General features: G+C 42.0%; 19 protein-coding genes. 17 read left to right on the top strand and 2 right to left on the bottom strand.

From position 1 onward, the window contains the following. Nucleotides 1-9: 9 nt before the first annotated feature. The 13 genes from lptE (at nucleotide 10) to crcB (ending at nucleotide 11,364) form a co-directional block, all read left to right on the top strand. Complete coding sequence (lptE, locus tag PluTT01m_RS06695; protein WP_011145626.1) at nucleotides 10-558, top strand: LPS assembly lipoprotein LptE; 549 nt, start codon at nucleotides 10-12, stop codon at nucleotides 556-558. Further along, on the top strand, nucleotides 555-1,595 hold the full coding sequence (gene holA / locus PluTT01m_RS06690) for a DNA polymerase III subunit delta (protein ID WP_011145625.1): 1,041 nt from the start codon (nucleotides 555-557) through the stop codon (nucleotides 1,593-1,595). The genes lptE and holA overlap by 4 nt, the downstream gene beginning before the upstream one ends. Next, nucleotides 1,579-2,256, top strand: coding sequence for a nicotinate-nucleotide adenylyltransferase (nadD, locus tag PluTT01m_RS06685; protein ID WP_011145624.1), 678 nt, complete (start codon nucleotides 1,579-1,581; stop codon nucleotides 2,254-2,256). The genes holA and nadD overlap by 17 nt, the downstream gene beginning before the upstream one ends. Before the next feature lie 98 nt (nucleotides 2,257-2,354). Next, nucleotides 2,355-2,681, top strand: a complete 327-nt coding sequence (gene rsfS, locus PluTT01m_RS06680) for a ribosome silencing factor (RefSeq protein WP_075508944.1) — start codon at nucleotides 2,355-2,357, stop codon at nucleotides 2,679-2,681. 2 nt (nucleotides 2,682-2,683) lie between these two features. Beyond that, entirely contained in the window at nucleotides 2,684-3,154 is a 471-nt protein-coding gene (rlmH, locus tag PluTT01m_RS06675) for a 23S rRNA (pseudouridine(1915)-N(3))-methyltransferase RlmH (RefSeq protein WP_011145622.1), read from the top strand. Nucleotides 3,155-3,194: 40 nt separating this feature from the next. Next, on the top strand, nucleotides 3,195-5,090 hold the full coding sequence (gene mrdA / locus PluTT01m_RS06670; protein WP_011145621.1) for a peptidoglycan DD-transpeptidase MrdA: 1,896 nt from the start codon (nucleotides 3,195-3,197) through the stop codon (nucleotides 5,088-5,090). Nucleotides 5,091-5,098: 8 nt separating this feature from the next. Further along, nucleotides 5,099-6,211: a peptidoglycan glycosyltransferase MrdB gene (gene mrdB / locus PluTT01m_RS06665; RefSeq protein ID WP_011145620.1), complete on the top strand. Its 1,113-nt coding sequence runs from the start codon at nucleotides 5,099-5,101 to the stop codon at nucleotides 6,209-6,211. A 13-nt stretch (nucleotides 6,212-6,224) separates the two neighbouring features. After that, nucleotides 6,225-7,223 (top strand): endolytic peptidoglycan transglycosylase RlpA, encoded by a 999-nt coding sequence (gene rlpA / locus PluTT01m_RS06660; protein ID WP_011145619.1) that lies wholly within the window; start codon nucleotides 6,225-6,227, stop codon nucleotides 7,221-7,223. 162 nt (nucleotides 7,224-7,385) lie between these two features. Then, nucleotides 7,386-8,597, top strand: a complete 1,212-nt coding sequence (dacA, locus tag PluTT01m_RS06655) for a D-alanyl-D-alanine carboxypeptidase DacA (protein ID WP_041380730.1) — start codon at nucleotides 7,386-7,388, stop codon at nucleotides 8,595-8,597. Between the two features lie 140 nt (nucleotides 8,598-8,737). Next, on the top strand, nucleotides 8,738-9,001 hold the full coding sequence (gene ybeD / locus PluTT01m_RS06650) for a DUF493 family protein YbeD (protein WP_011145617.1): 264 nt from the start codon (nucleotides 8,738-8,740) through the stop codon (nucleotides 8,999-9,001). A gap of 131 nt (nucleotides 9,002-9,132) precedes the next feature. Beyond that, a complete protein-coding gene (gene lipB / locus PluTT01m_RS06645; protein WP_041379981.1) occupies nucleotides 9,133-9,774 on the top strand; it encodes a lipoyl(octanoyl) transferase LipB in 642 nt (213 codons plus the stop codon). Between the two features lie 110 nt (nucleotides 9,775-9,884). Further along, nucleotides 9,885-10,850: a lipoyl synthase gene (gene lipA / locus PluTT01m_RS06640; protein WP_011145615.1), complete on the top strand. Its 966-nt coding sequence runs from the start codon at nucleotides 9,885-9,887 to the stop codon at nucleotides 10,848-10,850. Between the two features lie 139 nt (nucleotides 10,851-10,989). Beyond that, complete coding sequence (crcB, locus tag PluTT01m_RS06635) at nucleotides 10,990-11,364, top strand: fluoride efflux transporter CrcB (RefSeq protein WP_011145614.1); 375 nt, start codon at nucleotides 10,990-10,992, stop codon at nucleotides 11,362-11,364. Nucleotides 11,365-11,440: 76 nt separating this feature from the next. Here the strand turns inward: crcB and cspE are convergent, their stop codons facing one another. Together cspE and PluTT01m_RS06625 are read right to left on the bottom strand one after the other, a co-directional pair. Further along, the gene (gene cspE, locus PluTT01m_RS06630; RefSeq protein ID WP_041379980.1) at nucleotides 11,441-11,650 is read right to left on the bottom strand and encodes a transcription antiterminator/RNA stability regulator CspE; all 210 of its coding nucleotides are present in this window, start codon (nucleotides 11,648-11,650) and stop codon (nucleotides 11,441-11,443) included. Between the two features lie 218 nt (nucleotides 11,651-11,868). Further along, the gene (locus PluTT01m_RS06625) at nucleotides 11,869-12,330 is read right to left on the bottom strand and encodes a methylated-DNA--[protein]-cysteine S-methyltransferase (RefSeq protein ID WP_011145612.1); all 462 of its coding nucleotides are present in this window, start codon (nucleotides 12,328-12,330) and stop codon (nucleotides 11,869-11,871) included. 331 nt (nucleotides 12,331-12,661) lie between these two features. Between PluTT01m_RS06625 and nrdH the strand changes: the two genes are divergently transcribed. From nrdH to nrdF, 4 genes are read left to right on the top strand one after another with little or no spacing between them, the layout of a single operon-like run. After that, complete coding sequence (gene nrdH, locus PluTT01m_RS06620; protein WP_011145611.1) at nucleotides 12,662-12,892, top strand: glutaredoxin-like protein NrdH; 231 nt, start codon at nucleotides 12,662-12,664, stop codon at nucleotides 12,890-12,892. A gap of 13 nt (nucleotides 12,893-12,905) precedes the next feature. Next, nucleotides 12,906-13,322: a class Ib ribonucleoside-diphosphate reductase assembly flavoprotein NrdI gene (nrdI, locus tag PluTT01m_RS06615; protein WP_041380729.1), complete on the top strand. Its 417-nt coding sequence runs from the start codon at nucleotides 12,906-12,908 to the stop codon at nucleotides 13,320-13,322. Nucleotides 13,323-13,324: 2 nt separating this feature from the next. Next, on the top strand, nucleotides 13,325-15,454 hold the full coding sequence (nrdE, locus tag PluTT01m_RS06610; RefSeq protein WP_011145609.1) for a class 1b ribonucleoside-diphosphate reductase subunit alpha: 2,130 nt from the start codon (nucleotides 13,325-13,327) through the stop codon (nucleotides 15,452-15,454). 20 nt (nucleotides 15,455-15,474) lie between these two features. Continuing rightward, entirely contained in the window at nucleotides 15,475-16,434 is a 960-nt protein-coding gene (gene nrdF / locus PluTT01m_RS06605; protein ID WP_011145608.1) for a class 1b ribonucleoside-diphosphate reductase subunit beta, read from the top strand. Nucleotides 16,435-17,004 lie beyond the last annotated feature (570 nt).

Below are 17,004 nucleotides of genomic sequence, written 5' to 3'. Positions count from 1 at the left end.
GGAGGCAATGTGCGACATCGTATTTTAACGTTGTTGCTGGGGTTGGCGGTGCTAGTCACCGCTGGCTGCGGTTTTCATCTGCGCGGCACCACCCAGGTGCCAGCAGAACTCAAAAAGCTGCAAATAACAAGCAGTGACCCATATGGGCCACTGGCCCGTTCCGTTCGCCAACAGCTTCGTCTGAATAACGTCACTATCCTTGAGGATGGTAGCGCTGATGTTCCTGTTTTGAAGTTAATTGACTCTTCTGAAAATAAAGATACTGTCTCTGTTTTCCAAGATGGTAAGGCAGCTGAACGCCAATTGACACTGAATGTCAATGCTCAAGTTATTATGCCAGACGGTAGCGTATATCCGCTGCGATCCAGGGTTGACCGCTCTTTTTTCGACAACCCATTAGAGGCCCTGGCGAAAGATGCTGAAAACGAGATAATCAATCAAGAAATGCGTGAACAAGCTGCTCGCCGGTTAGTTCGCCAGTTATTGACCGTTCACAACGCAGAAAAGCAGAAAGCCAGAGAGAAACAGGTGGGACAGCAAGCTGCGCAAGCACAATGATCAAACTCTATCCCGAACAACTGATTTCGCAGCTCAATGAGGGGCTGCGAAACTGTTATCTGATATGGGGTAATGAACCCCTACTATTACAGGAAAGCCAGGATCATATTCGCAAGGCTGCTGAAAAAAACGCCTTCACTGAACACTTCACCTATACGCTGGATAATCACACCGAGTGGGATGAGATATTCAATATTTGTCAGTCATTAAGTCTGTTTGCTAGCCGTCAAACACTCACTTTATTACTGCCGGAAAATGGCCCTAACACAACCATAGCCGAACAACTGGTGAAACTGGCAGAACTACTTCACCCAGATATACTGCTAATACTACGTGGTTTGAAATTGACCAAGGCTCAGGAGAACAGTCACTGGTTCAAAATACTAGGAAAAAATGGTGTTTATGTCAGTTGTCAGACCCCGGAACAGAACCGTCTGCCGCAGTGGGTTGCACAACGGGCCAAAGCTATGAAATTGGTGCTGGAAGAACAAGCCAATCAACTACTGTGTTATTGTTATGAAGGAAATTTACTGGCGTTAGCTCAGGCACTTGAGCGTCTTTCCCTGCTATACCCAGACGGTAAACTAACCTTACATCGTGTCGAAAATGCGGTAAATGACGCAGCTCACTTTACACCTTATCACTGGGTAGACTCGCTATTATCAGGTAAAGCAAAACGAGCCTGGCATATTCTAAAACAGTTAAAACAGGAAGATTGCGAAGCTGTTATTCTATTACGTACCGTACAGCGTGAATTACTGTTGCTACTCACGCTGAAACGTCAAAGTACCACAACCCCGATGAAAACACTGTTAGATCAGCATCGGGTATGGCAAAACCGCCGTTCATTACTGACAAGCGCACTGCAACGTCTCACTCAACATGATTTGCAGAGAGCAATTCATTTACTTGTACAGATGGAACGCCAGATCAAACAGGATTACGGCCAGTCTATTTGGTCAGATTTAGAAACTCTTTCCATGCTGTTATGTGGAAAAACCTTACCTGAGAGCTTTTTTAATGCCTCATGCCATTGATTCTACTTGCCCGAAACAACCCGTTATTAAAGCATTATTTGGTGGAACATTCGATCCCATCCATTACGGGCACTTGCAGCCAGTTGAAACCCTGGCATATCAAACTGGCCTGAATCAAGTGATTTTACTACCAAATCACGTCCCACCACACCGCCCACAACCGGAAGCCACTGCACAACAGCGGCTTGAAATGGTACAACTGGCAGTACAGGATAGCCCACTGTTTACCGTCGATAAGCGTGAACTGGAGCGTACTATCCCCTCTTACACAATTGATACGCTAGAGTCATTCCGTCAGGAACTTGGTAACAAACAACCACTAGCATTTATAATCGGCCAGGATGCTTTGTTATCACTGCACACTTGGCATCGTTGGCAAGAGCTACTGAGTTTCTGCCATTTGCTAGTTTGTGCTCGTCCTGGTTATCAAACTCAGTTTTCCACAACTGAAATGCAACAATGGCTTACAAAACATCAAATCTACGATCCAAGCCAACTTGGCAGTAAACCTAACGGTTATATCTATCTGGCAGATACACCTCTGCTGTCGATCTCAGCAACCGACATCCGTCAACGCCACCAGCAAGGGTTAAGTTGTGACGATTTACTCCCCCTTTCAGTACAAAAGTATATAGATTCACAGGGGTTATATCGCCAATAGCGGAATCTGCCTCGATTAGTCGCTTAGTTGACTTACCCTTAAGTGACCTGACATGCTATTATTCCGCACTATTTAATCAATTGTGATAAAAAATAAGGATGAGCCTTTTGCAAGGTAAAGAACTCCAACAGTTTGTTATTGATAAGCTTGAAAACTCCAAAGCACAGGATATTGTTTCCCTTGATGTCCAAGGGAAATCAAGTATTACCGATTGCATGATCGTCTGTACCGGAACTTCCAGCCGCCATCTGATGTCTGTCGCAGATAATCTGGTTGATGACTGTCGTGCGAGCGGCCTGATCCCACTCGGCGTTGAAGGACAAGGCGTATCTGACTGGATTGTCGTAGACCTCGGTGAAGTTATCGTACATGTCATGCAAGAAGAGAGCCGCCGCATGTACGAACTCGAAAAGCTCTGGAGCTGAGTTTGAAGCTGCAATTAATCGCTGTAGGTACAAAAATGCCGGACTGGATACAGGCCGGCTTTACAGATTATTTGCGTCGTTTTCCCAAAGACATGCCATTTGATCTGATAGAAATTCCGGCCGGCAAACGGGGCAAAAATGCGGATATTAAACGCATTCTGGAAAAAGAAGGCGAACAAATGCTGGCCGCTGTCAGCAAAGGCAGCCGTATTGTCACCCTGGACATTCCGGGTTCCCGTTGGGAAACGCCTCAATTGGCGCAACAGCTTGAACATTGGAAACGGGATGGTAGAGATGTCAGTTTGTTGATAGGTGGACCCGAAGGTCTCGCTCCGGCATGTAAAGCTGCCGCAGAGCAAAGCTGGTCACTGTCACCGCTGACCTTACCCCATCCTCTGGTCCGAGTTTTAGTTGCGGAAAGCCTGTACCGGGCATGGAGTATTACGACCAATCATCCCTATCATCGGGAATAATTTGGTTATCAACGGATAAAAGCGAATTTCTGGCAATGGGATGAAGAATAAACGTACCCCTTTTCGTGATTATACGGCTGAATCAGCCCTATTTGCTCGCCGCGCATTGGTGGCGTTTATTATCATCTTGGTACTGACGGGTATCCTGATGGCCAATCTTTACCATTTACAAATCACCCGCCACGAAGACTATCAAACCCGTTCAAACGAAAACCGTATTAAACTGGTTCCAATTGCACCAAGTCGCGGTATCATTTATGACCGAAACGGCACGCCATTGGCACTTAATCGAACTATCTATCAGTTGGAAATTATACCTGAAAAGGTAGAACACCTTGAGCAAACGCTGAATGATTTACGCAATGTTATCGATCTGACTGACGAAGATATTGCCAACTTTGAAAAAGAGCGTAAACGCTCGCGCCGCTTTACCTCTATTCCATTGAAAACTTCACTTGATCATATTCAAGTAGCACGCTTTGCCGTTAACCAATATCGTTTCCCTGGTTTTGAAATAAAAGGTTACCAACGCCGCTTCTACCCTTATGGTTCAGCACTGACACATATCATCGGCTATGTTGCTAAAATTAATGATAAAGATGTAGAACGATTGGATAAAGAAGGTATTTTACCTAATTACGCCGCTACCCATGATATCGGCAAACTGGGTATTGAACGCTATTATGAAACTGTTTTACACGGCAAAACGGGTTATGAAGAAGTCGAAGTGAATAACCGAGGCCGGGTGATACGCCAATTACATGAACAACCACCACAGGCCGGACAGGATATTTACCTAACTATCGATCTCGAATTGCAGATTTACATTGAGAAACTCCTGACAACCAGCCGTGCTGCGGTCGTTGTCAGTGATCCACGTAATGGGGAAATTCTGGCGCTGGTATCTAACCCAAGCTATGATCCAAACCTATTCGTAAACGGTATCTCCAATAAGAACTACCAAGAGCTATTAAACAATCCTGATAGGCCACTTATTAATCGTGCTACTCAAGGAATCTATCCTCCAGCTTCGACAGTGAAACCTTTTATTACCGTCGCAGCACTAAGTACAGGCGTTATCAATAAAAATACCACCATTTTTGATCCGGGTTGGTGGCAATTACCGGGTTCAGAAAAACGCTACCGTGACTGGAAACGTTGGGGGCACGGTAGTCTCAATGCACATAGAGCCATTGTAGAATCCGCGGATACTTTCTTCTATCAAGTGGCCTATGATATGGGAATTGATCGTCTATCTGAGTGGATGACCAAGTTTGGCTATGGCGAATATACTGGAATCGACCTAGCCGAAGAACGCACCGGTATCATGCCTACCCGCGAATGGAAACAAAGAAAATATAAAAAACCTTGGTATCAAGGAGATACCATTCCTGTGGGTATCGGCCAGGGATATTGGACAGCAACCCCCATTCAAATGGTAAAAGCACTGACAACCTTAATTAACGACGGTAATGTAAAAACACCACATCTTCTGCTAAGCAAGAAGCTGAAAGGTGAGATGATCCCTTATCAACAAACAGAAAATATTCAGATCGGTGATATCCATTCAGGATATTGGGAATTAGCCAAAAGTGGCATGTACGGTGTTGCTAACCTACCAAACGGTACCGGCCACAAGAGCTTTATCAGCACGCCTTATAAAGCCGCGGTCAAATCGGGAACAGCACAGGTCTACAGTTATGAAACCTACAATGCCAGTAAAATTGCTGAGCATTTACGGGATCATAAGCTGATGACCGCTTTCGCCCCTTATGAAAATCCGACAGTAGCCCTTTCCATTATTTTAGAGAATGGTGGTGCAGGTCCAGCAGTGGGAACCCTTGTTCGCCAAATCCTCGACCATGTACTATTAGGGGATAACAACATAACATTGCCGAATGCTGTCCCTACACCTCCCGGAACAGAAAGTGACTGATTAACACCATGACAGAAAACCAAAAAAGGGTTCCTCTCTGGACCAGATTACATATCGACCTACCGTTACTCCTGTGCATTTTGGCATTGCTGATATACAGCGCTTTTGTTATGTGGAGTGCCAGCGGCCAAGATATGGGGATGATGGAGCGCAAAATTGGTCAAATTGGTGCAGGACTGGTTGTCATGCTCATCATGGCGCAAATTCCACCAAGAGTTTATGAAAGCTGGGCACCCCATCTCTATATTGTTTGTGTTATTTTACTGATTTTTGTCGATGCTTTCGGGCAAATAAGTAAAGGTGCCCAACGCTGGCTGGATTTAGGGATCATCCGCTTCCAACCTTCAGAGATTGCCAAGATAGCCGTACCCCTGATGATCGCACGCTTTATGAACCGCGACTTATGCCCCCCATCACTGAAAAATACCACTATCGCTCTGATGCTCATTTGTCTGCCTACTTTACTGGTTGCCGCTCAGCCAGACTTAGGGACTTCAATTCTGATCGCGGCTTCTGGTCTGTTTGTCCTGTTCCTTTCGGGCATGAGTTGGCGGTTGATCGGTATCGCAGCTCTACTGTTAGCCTGTTTTATCCCCATCTTGTGGTTCTTCTTGATGCATGGCTATCAGCGCGATCGCGTCATGATGCTACTTGATCCAGAAAGCGATCCACTAGGTAAGGGTTACCATATTATTCAATCAAAAATCGCGATTGGCTCCGGTGGTTTATCAGGTAAAGGCTGGCTATTAGGAACACAATCTCAATTGGAGTTTCTGCCAGAACGTCATACAGATTTCATATTTGCCGTACTATCGGAAGAACTTGGTTTGATTGGCGTACTACTGTTATTAACATTATATATGTTATTAATTACGCGTGGGTTGGTTATCGCAACCAGAGCACAGAACACTTTTGGTCGGGTTATGGTTGGCGGCCTAATGTTAATTCTATTTGTTTATATCTTCGTCAATATTGGCATGGTGAGTGGTATCCTGCCTGTAGTCGGCGTTCCTTTGCCATTTGTCAGTTATGGCGGCTCTGCGTTAATCGTCTTAATGGCGGGTTTCGGCATTATCATGTCGATTCACACACACAGAAAATTGTTGTCCAAAAGTTTATAGAGAAGAGGTTTCAATGCGTCAACACTGGCTTATACTCAGCATGATTGCAGCCCTGCTATCTGGCTGTACTACTCCTGACAAACAAAAATCTGCCCCGTTACCCGCAGTACCAACGCAGGATGTTCTGGGTGCAGAACCTCGTTATGAGCCTTATCATCCTAGCGCCAATGATGATTATCAGATGAACGGACATACTTATCACATTGTGCAAGCCCCCTCTCAGTTTAGTGAGACAGGTTATGCTAGTTGGTACGGTGAAGAATCCAGCGGCAAAATGACCGCAATTGGTGAACGTTTTAATCCTTATGCGCTGACAGCCGCCCATCCTACCCTGCCAATTCCAAGTTATGTCCGTGTGACCAACTTGAGCAATGGCCGCATGATGATTGTCAGAGTCAATGACCGTGGTCCTTATAAACCAGGGCGAATTATCGATCTATCGAAGGCTTCCGCTGAACGGTTAAACCTGACTCAAAGTACCAAAGTTAAGGTTGATTTTATCGAGGTTGCCCAGGACGGTTCTGCATCCGGTCCCGGTACCATTGGCAGCCAGATAGTTAAACAGAGTTATGCTCTACCGGGTAGACCAACGCTGACAACCAGTCCATTAGGAACACCAACAATGGAGAATATCCCTGATCAGACTAGCAGCCAGCCCTTAACAAATCAGCCGATGAAACTGACGATACAACCGGAAGCGACTGAACAACTCCCCGCAATGAAGCTGCAACCACCTAAGTCTGTTACAAACAGTACTTCAATAGTCACAACACCAACAGCCGCCTCAGCAAATGGTTTTATGGTTCAGGTTGGTGCTGTTAGCAGTGAGCAACGCGCAAAAGAGTGGCAACAAACACTAGCGCAACGCTTTAATGTTCAAGGTCGCGTAACTCAATATAGTAACGTTTATCGTGTACAGTTAGGGCCATTCAACAATCGCCAGCAAGCTGCCGATTTACAACAAAAACTGGCTGACCAGATACAGCAATCTTCTTTTATCGTCAGTCCCTGATCGTTCTCTTACTGATATTTCACTTTGATTCAGATATCAGTAAGAGGAGTAAAAAAAATGTAAACCTGAGTCTTGTCAAAATTTGGCAATGTCACTATTTTTTTCATTTGCTATGATGTGGCTCGATATCAACCTTTTCTCACGGATGTTGTCAAACTAACCATGAAATATACAACCACTTCTCGTTTTATAAAAAGCGCCACCTTGGGTATTGCGCTGGCAATAAGTGCTTCTGCCTTTGCCAATGGGAATGATGCCAACCTGAAAACGATGATCCCAGGTGTGCCTCAGATTGATGCGGAAGCTTATATCCTTATCGACTATAACTCAGGTAAAGTGCTGGCTGAGATGAATGCAGATGCACACCGTGATCCTGCCAGTCTGACAAAAATGATGACCAGTTATGTTATTGGTCAAGCAATCAAATCAGGCAAAATCCACCCAAGTGATATGGTCACTGTTGGCACTGACGCATGGGCAACCGGTAATCCGGTATTTAAAGGCTCTTCCCTGATGTTTCTCAAGCCAGGCGATCAGGTCTCGGTTTCTATGTTATCCCGCGGTATAAACTTGCAATCCGGTAACGATGCCTGTGTTGCAATGGCAGATTATGTTGCCGGTAGCCAAGAGTCTTTCGTTAATTTAATGAATGGTTATGTGAAATCGCTTGGATTAAAGAATACGAATTTCAAAACCGTTCATGGCTTGGATGCAGAAGGCCAATACAGCTCTGCCCGTGACATGGCATTGATTGGTCAAGCGCTGATCCGTGATGTTCCTGAAGAGTACACCATCTATAAAGAGAAAGAGTTTACCTACAACAATATCCGCCAGACAAACCGTAATGGCTTATTGTGGGATAAGAGCCTGAATGTCGATGGTATTAAAACCGGCCACACTAGCGCAGCGGGCTATAACCTAGTCGCTTCTGCAACGGAAGGCGATATGCGCCTGATTTCTGCGGTATTAGGCGGCCACACTTATAAAGGCCGTGAAACAGAAAGTAAGAAACTGCTGACCTGGGGTTTCCGTTTCTTTGAAACTGTTGCTCCTCTGAAAGCAAGCAAAGAATTCGCTTCTGAACCAGTCTGGTTTGGAGATAACGATAGGGTTCAGTTAGGTGTTGATAAAGATGTTTATCTAACTATTCCCCGTGGTCGTCTGAAAGATCTGAAAGCCAGCTATGTCATGAATAATAGTGAATTACATGCACCACTGGCGAAAAATCAAGTCGTAGGTACTATCAACTTTCAACTTGATGGCAAGACTATTGAACAGCAGCCTTTAGTCGTGATGAATGAAATAAAAGAAGGCAGCATCTTCGGCCGCTTTATCGATTACATCAAACTACTATTTCATCATTGGTTTGGCTAATTCTTGAGACAATTAAGCGATAAAATCGGGTTACTACCCGATCGCAATAAGCATCTCCGTGTTTTTAAGGCGGAGGAAAGTATCAAATTTTACAGAAGAAACTGACCGTACGTATCGCGGAAAGCAAAACAGGAGCGCCCATGAAAACCAAATTAAATGAACTGCTTGAGTTCCCTTGTTCATTCACTTACAAAGTGATGGGCTTAGCGGAGCCTGAGCTAGTCAATCAGGTCGTTGAAGTGGTTCAACGTCATGCGCCGGGCGATTACTCTCCACAAGTGAAGCCAAGCAGCAAAGGTAACTACCACTCAGTGTCCATTACTATCAATGCGACTCATATTGAACAAGTAGAAACGCTATATGAAGAGTTAGGTAACCTTGAATTGGTACGGGTAGTCTTGTAATACACACAAGAGAAATCCCCTATAATTTTACAGGGGATTCTTTATCTATCAGGAATACTACAGTTTCAGATGCACTAAACTGGTGAGAAGCTCTTCTGAGGGTTATACTGACCAAATCTTATAGCTATCAAATGAAGTTTCAATTGCAACATAAAACGATTTTCTTACGTCAATTAGGAATACAGCCCTACGAGCCGATTTCTGATGCAATGCACTTGTTTACTGAGCAGCGAGATACTAATACACCTGATGAAATCTGGCTGGTACAGCATCCAAAAGTCTTTACTCAAGGACAAGCAGGTAAAGCTGAGCATTTGCTGTCCCTCGGTGATATTCCGGTTATTCAATCCGATCGTGGTGGACAAGTCACCTATCATGGCCCTGGTCAGCAGGTTATGTACGTCATGATTGACATTAAACGCGCCAGAATTGGTGTACGGCAACTGGTTACGGCGATAGAGGATACTGTCATTAAAACCCTTGCTCACTTTGGTGTGAAAGCCTATGCCCGCCCGGACGCCCCTGGTGTCTACGTCAATGAAGCAAAAATTTGCTCTCTTGGATTACGGATACGTAAAGGTTGTTCTTTCCACGGGTTAGCCCTCAATATCGCAATGGATTTAGAACCCTTCCAGCGTATTAACCCTTGTGGCTATGCCGGCATGAAAATGATTCAACTCAGTGACTTAGTTCCTGGAATTACTGTTGAACAAGTACAACCTGTTTTGGTAGAGAAATTTTGCCAGCAGCTAGGATTTAAACTGAACAGTTAAAGATGCTATAATTTTTTAACATTTTTCAAAAATTTTTTAATTGTTTATCATACAGTAGACTGAATGATAAATCTCAACCTGATGAATTTAACACTGGAACCAGCACGATTATGAGTAAACCAATTCAGATGGAACGCGGAGTTAAGTACCGCGACGCAGACAAAATGGCGCTGATCCCTGTCAAAACAGTGATGACCGAACGTACAGAAATCTTGCGTAAACCTGAGTGGATGAAAATCAAACTTCCTGCGGATTCCAGCCGCATTCAGGGCATCAAATCTGCCATGCGCAAAAATGGCCTGCATTCCGTTTGTGAAGAAGCATCTTGCCCTAACCTGGCAGAATGCTTCAATCACGGTACAGCAACCTTTATGATCCTTGGCGCAATTTGCACCCGCCGTTGCCCTTTCTGTGATGTTGCGCACGGCCGCCCAATGGCACCTGACACCAACGAACCGGTAAAACTGGCACAAACCATTAAAGATATGGCACTGCGCTACGTTGTCATCACCTCCGTTGACCGTGATGATCTACGTGACGGTGGTGCTCAGCACTTTGCTGACTGCATCTCTGCTATTCGTGAAAAAAATCCATCCATTAAGATTGAAACCTTAGTTCCTGACTTCCGTGGACGTATGGATCGTGCACTTGAAATACTGACAGCGACACCGCCCGATGTCTTTAACCATAACCTGGAAAACGTACCCCGGGTTTACCGTCAGGTGCGCCCTGGTGCAAACTATGAGTGGTCACTAAAATTACTTGAAAAGTTTAAAGAAGCCCATCCTGATATTCCAACCAAATCGGGTCTAATGGTCGGTCTTGGTGAAACCAACGAAGAAATTCTTGATGTTATGCGTGATCTGCGCCGCCACGGTGTGACTATGCTGACTCTGGGACAATACCTACAACCTAGTCGTCATCATTTACCGGTACAGCGCTACGTCAGCCCACAGGAATTTGATGAAATGAAAGAAGAAGCGTTAGCTATGGGGTTCACCCATGCTGCCTGTGGTCCATTTGTCCGTTCTTCTTATCATGCTGACTTGCAAGCCAAAGGTGAAGAGGTCAAATAACCCAGTTTCTTATACCCTATGGGTTTCAAGCTGCATCGCGACGGCAAGGGAGTGAATCCCCGGGAGCATAGCAAACTATGTGACCGGGGTAAGCGAGTGCAGCCAACAAAGAGGCAGCTTGAAAGATGACGGGTATATTATGATTAATATTATTCTGGCTATATTTATCGGAGGTGGCTTAGGCAGCGTATTACGCTGGTTTATCAGCCTCCGTCTTAATAATATTTCTTCTAATATCGCAATTGGCACCCTTACCGTTAACTGTATTGGTGCATTAATTATCGGGCTAGGATTAGCCTATTTTAATAAATCTACCCATCTTGATCCGGCTTGGAAATTGATGTTGACCACCGGTTTTTGCGGAGGTTTAACAACCTTTTCCACATTCTCTGTTGAAGTTGTTTATTTGTTACTGGACGGGAAACTAGGATGGGCACTGGGAACAGTTTTGCTTAATCTTTTTGGATCATTACTGATGACCATGTTAGCTTTCGTATTGATGCATGAACTTTAAATTAAAATTACTTACATATCATACAAGACAAAAAAAACCCGTTGAAATAACGGGTTTTCGAAATACGGAGTTAAAATCAGATAGCGACAACGTTTACAGCAGATGGACCTTTAGCGCCGTCAGTGATTTCAAACTCTACTTTTTGACCTTCTGCCAAAGTTTTAAATCCGGTAATCTGAATAGCAGAGAAATGCACGAATACGTCTTTGCTACCATCTTCTGGAGTGATAAACCCGAATCCTTTAGATTCATTAAACCACTTAACGTTACCTTTAATTTTTGACATCAAACTTACCTTTAACGTGAAAATTAAGACACAAAATCTGCGTCGCATACAGTACAACAAATAAGTTGGCTCACTGTCTACAACCAAGATCACGAAAAGCATAATAAAATACGATAGATGTTATCTTTATTTAGTTTTACTACTAAATAATACACATATATAAATATCTATAACCTTCCCTGGTCTTTTATCACACAAGTTATCTAACAAACAAATGACTAGGTTTTTTCATGTTCTAATAGCCAGCTTTTAATATTCAGGCCGCCGGTATATCCCACCAATTTACCATCATGTCCAATAACACGATGACAAGGCACAATTAATGAGATCGGATTACGAGAATTAGCCATTCCTACCGCACGACAATAATTAACTGAACCTAATGCTAATGAAAGTTGCTTATAACTCCACACTTCTCCAAATGGGATCTTACATAACTGTAACCATACACGCTGCTGGAATTCAGTTCCTGCCGGGTTGAGTGGAACAGAAAACTCAGTACGCTTACCCGCAAAATATCCCCGTAACTCTTTCACGCACTGCTTAGTAATATCATTTTTCACTTCAGGCGCTGTTTTTTCATCAACAAAATATAGACTGGTCACTCCCTTATCATCCGCAGTGATATGAATATACGGTTTAGGAAATCCTTTGGGTGTATCAAAATAGTGATGATACATAACCACCTCCATTGAAAAAAATATCAATCATTATAGGGATTAGAGTAAATCGTCTTTTCGACAAATTGCAATGATGAATTCAGTTGCTCCCTTACCACCGACTAGAAAACTTAAACTTGTCTGAAGGCGAAAAGTCTACCAACAAACAGGGAATAACCAACATTGTAATTTTAATGATAGTCACTCGATGTAAAATAAACACCATATATAGTGCGGTTGAAATAAAATTTCACTACATATAGTATAATTCAAGTTCTGGCCTCCAGGTAAATTATCACTCATGAACCAAATTTTGCCATTACATGCCCACAAACTGACAAAGGAGTCGTTAATGAGCATTACCATTTATAGCAAACCGGACTGCGTACAATGCAGCGCAACCTATCAGGTGCTAAGCCGAAGAAATATTCCTTATCAGATTATCGATTTAACCGAAAACCCGCAGGCTTTAGCGACTATCCGTGCTATGGGCTATCAGCAAATTCCTGTGGTTGTTGCAGGTACACAGCATTGGTCAGGATTTCGTCCAGATAAAATCAACGCATTAATCGAGAATGTATAGGTTTATTATGAATATAAATCCGCTGATCTATTTCTCCAGTTCATCGAGTAATAGTCATAGATTTGTTCAGAAACTGGAGATACCAGCCTTTCGTATTCCAATAAATCAATCAGACAGCCCATTAAATATAACTTCTCCTTACATTTTACTGACCCCCAGTTACGGTGGCGGCAGTACTAAAGGCGCTGTTCCACCACAAGTGATCCGATTTCTCAATATCGCCGAAAACCGGGCATTCATCCGGGGAGTCATCGCGGCCGGGAATACCAACTTTGGCGAAGCTTACGGCATCGCTGGGCGGATAATTTCAGAGAAATGCCGGATACCGCTCCTATACCGTTTTGAACTGTTGGGTACTGAAGAAGATGTACAACGGGTACGCCAAGGTATTCAAAGATTCTGGCAACATGACTCATTAGAGAATATGTAATTATGACTTTTCAAATTAATGCACAACAAGATTATCATGCTTTAAATGCCTTGCTCAATCTGTACGATAGTGAAGGGAATATTCAATTTGACAAAGACAAGCTGGCTATTCATTGTTATTTTCGCCAGCATGTAAATCCAAACACACTATTTTTCCATAGCCTAAAAGAGAAACTGGATTTCCTCCAACAAGAGGGATATTACGAAATAAACGTGCTAGAGCAATACGATTTTACTGTTATTAAAAAGCTCTTTCAGCAAGCCTATAGCAAAAAATTCCGCTTTCAAACCTTTCTGGGCGCATTCAAATATTACACCAGTTATACTCTGAAAACCTTCGATAATAAACGTTATCTAGAACGCTATGAAGATCGGGTATGCATGGTAGCACTGACCCTAGCCCAAGGCGATCAGATGCTGGCTTGTCGTCTAGTGGATGAGATGATCAGTGGCCGTTTTCAACCAGCAACGCCAACTTTTCTTAATTGCGGTAAGAAACAGCGAGGAGAATTGGTTTCCTGTTTCCTGCTACGCATTGAAGATAATATGGAATCCATCGGACGTTCAGTTAATTCAGCCTTACAGCTTTCAAAACGTGGCGGTGGGGTCGCATTCTTACTCAGTAATCTACGGGAAACGGGTGCACCGATAAAAATGATTCAAAATCAATCATCAGGTGTTATCCCAGTGATGAAAATGCTGGAAGATGCGTTTTCATACGCTAATCAACTCGGTGCACGCCAAGGTGCAGGTGCCGTTTATCTCCATGCTCATCACCCCGATATTCTTCGTTTTCTGGATACAAAACGGGAAAATGCCGACGAAAAAATCCGTATAAAAACGCTCTCTATTGGCGTTGTTATTCCTGATATCACTTTTAAGCTGGCTAAACATAATGAAGATATGTATCTATTCTCCCCATATGATATTCAGCGGGTTTATGGTGTGCCAATGTCCGAAATTAGCATGACAGAAAAATATGCTGAAATGGTAAATAACCAACAAATTCGGAAATCAAAAATCAATGCTCGTGAATTTTTCATGGCATTAGCTGAGCTCCAATTTGAATCTGGTTATCCTTATATTATGTATGAAGACACAGTGAATAATGCTAACCCGATTAAAGGTCGGATTAATATGAGTAATTTATGTTCCGAAATTTTACAGGTTAACAGCGCCAGCGAATATGAAGAGGATTTAAGTTACCACCATATTGGGAAAGATATTAGTTGTAATCTGGGATCAATGAATATTGCTCATACAATGGATTCACCTGATTTTACCCTCTCTATTGAAACGGCTGTCCGCGCTTTAACCGCGGTATCAGATATGAGCCATATCCGTTCAGTTCCTTCTATCGAAAAAGGAAATCAGGATTCTCATGCTATTGGTTTAGGGCAAATGAATCTTCACGGCTATCTGGCAAGGGAAAAAATTCATTATGGTTCTGAAGAGGGAATAGATTTCACCAATATCTATTTCTATATCGTTACTTATCACGCTCTGCGTACTTCCAATCAGATCGCCATTGAACGTAATAGCTACTTTAAAGGCTTTAAAGATTCTCGTTATGCCAATGGTGAATTTTTCAATAAATATACAGAAATAACATGGCAACCTCAGACAAAAAAAGTTTCTCAATTGTTTGAACAAGCAGGAATAAAAATTCCTAATCAACAAGACTGGCTTGAATTAAAAGCCTCAATTATGGCTCATGGTATTTACAATCAAAATCTCCAAGCTATTGCTCCTACAGGTTCTATTTCATATATCAACAATTCAACCTCAAGCATTCACCCGATTGTATCCCGTATTGAGATCCGTAAAGATGGTAAAACAGGTCGGGTATATTATCCAGCGCCATTTATGACGAATAATAATCTTGAATATTACCAAGATGCTTACGAAATAGGACCGGAAAAGATTATTGATACTTATGCTATAGCCACTCAACACGTCGACCAAGGATTATCCCTGACACTTTTCTTCAAAGACGATGCCACTACCCGTGATATTAACAAAGCGCAAATTTATGCCTGGCGTAAAAGAATTAAAACACTTTATTACATCCGTCTGAAACAAACGGCTCTGGAAGGCACTGAAGTACAAGATTGTGTTTCATGCTCACTATAAAATGATTCTGGAAATGTATTATGATCAGTAATCCTATATGTGCAATTAACTGGAACCGAATTGAAGATGACAAAGATCTAGAAGTTTGGAACCGACTGACAACTAATTTTTGGTTACCGGAAAAAATTCCATTATCCAATGATATTACTTCATGGAATACACTGACGACAGAAGAAAAAAAGCTGACTATCCGGGTATTCACCGGGCTGACACTACTGGACACAATTCAGAACACTGTTGGTGCTCCAGCGTTAATGGAAGATGCCCTGACACCCCACGAAGAAGCAGTTATGTCCAACATTAGTTTCATGGAAGCTGTTCATGCACGTTCTTATAGCTCCATTTTTTCAACATTATGCCTAACAACTGATGTAGATGACGCCTATCGCTGGAGTGAAAAGAGTTTTTCATTACAGAATAAAGCCAAAATTATACTAAATTATTATAGTTATCATCATCCATTAAAGAAAAAAATCGCCAGTGTTTTTCTAGAATCATTTTTATTCTATTCAGGTTTCTATTTACCTATGTATTGGTCAAGTCGAGGAATATTAACAAATACAGCCGATTTAATCCGACTTATTATCCGAGATGAAGCCATTCACGGTTATTATATTGGATATAAATTTCAACAATCATTAAAAAAACATTCAACACTAGAGCAAAAAGAGATTAAAGAATTCACTTTTTCATTATTATTAGAATTATACGAAAATGAAATCAAATATACAGAAGAACTTTATGATATTGTTGGCTGGACTGAAGATATTAAAAAATTCTTGCATTATAATGCCAATAAAGCATTAATGAATCTTGGATATGAAACCTTATTTCCGCCAGAAATAACAAATGTCAGCCCTACAATCCTCTCTGCATTATCACCGAATGCCAATGAAAATCATGATTTCTTTTCTGGTTCAGGTTCATCATATGTTATCGGTAAAGCAGTGAATACTGAGGATGAGGATTGGAATTTTTAAAGAGAATGATTTTATTTTATATAGAAGGAATACTTCAAAATAACCATAATACTCTAATACTTTAAAAACCAATATTATTGATCCTGTTTTTTAAACGATAAAACGCCATAAAATCCTTATATTTTTATGGCATTTTTTCATGACTATTGCCATTTCTATGGATATTTTTTGCCATCTCCGCCTCTTATATCATCCGAAACGACAAAAAACATTAATATAGCTAATTAATTTTAAATTAAATTTCATTCTAATAAGACATAATCAACATGATAAACTAATAAGCGATTCTATTTACAACATAGTGAATAATTCATTTGTCGATCAAATTTAAAATTCATTAATAACAACAACATAGATACAATTAACCCTTACAATGACCGCATGGATTTGGGTAAAATGAATGACTAATAACCATGAAATAACTACAAATATATCTAATTTAAGTCATTCAATATCACTATTTTTTACATTAATTATCATTAACATAGGGTTGTCAGGCTCTCTCAGTATGTTAGGGTATATATATTCAAAGAATCATGCAGAGATGAATAATGCATAACACCATTAAAT

It is taken from the genome of Photorhabdus laumondii subsp. laumondii (genome assembly GCF_003343245.1).
Classification (GTDB): Bacteria; Pseudomonadota; Gammaproteobacteria; order Enterobacterales; family Enterobacteriaceae; genus Photorhabdus; species Photorhabdus laumondii.
This window is presented reverse-complemented; position numbering and strand designations above follow the sequence as displayed.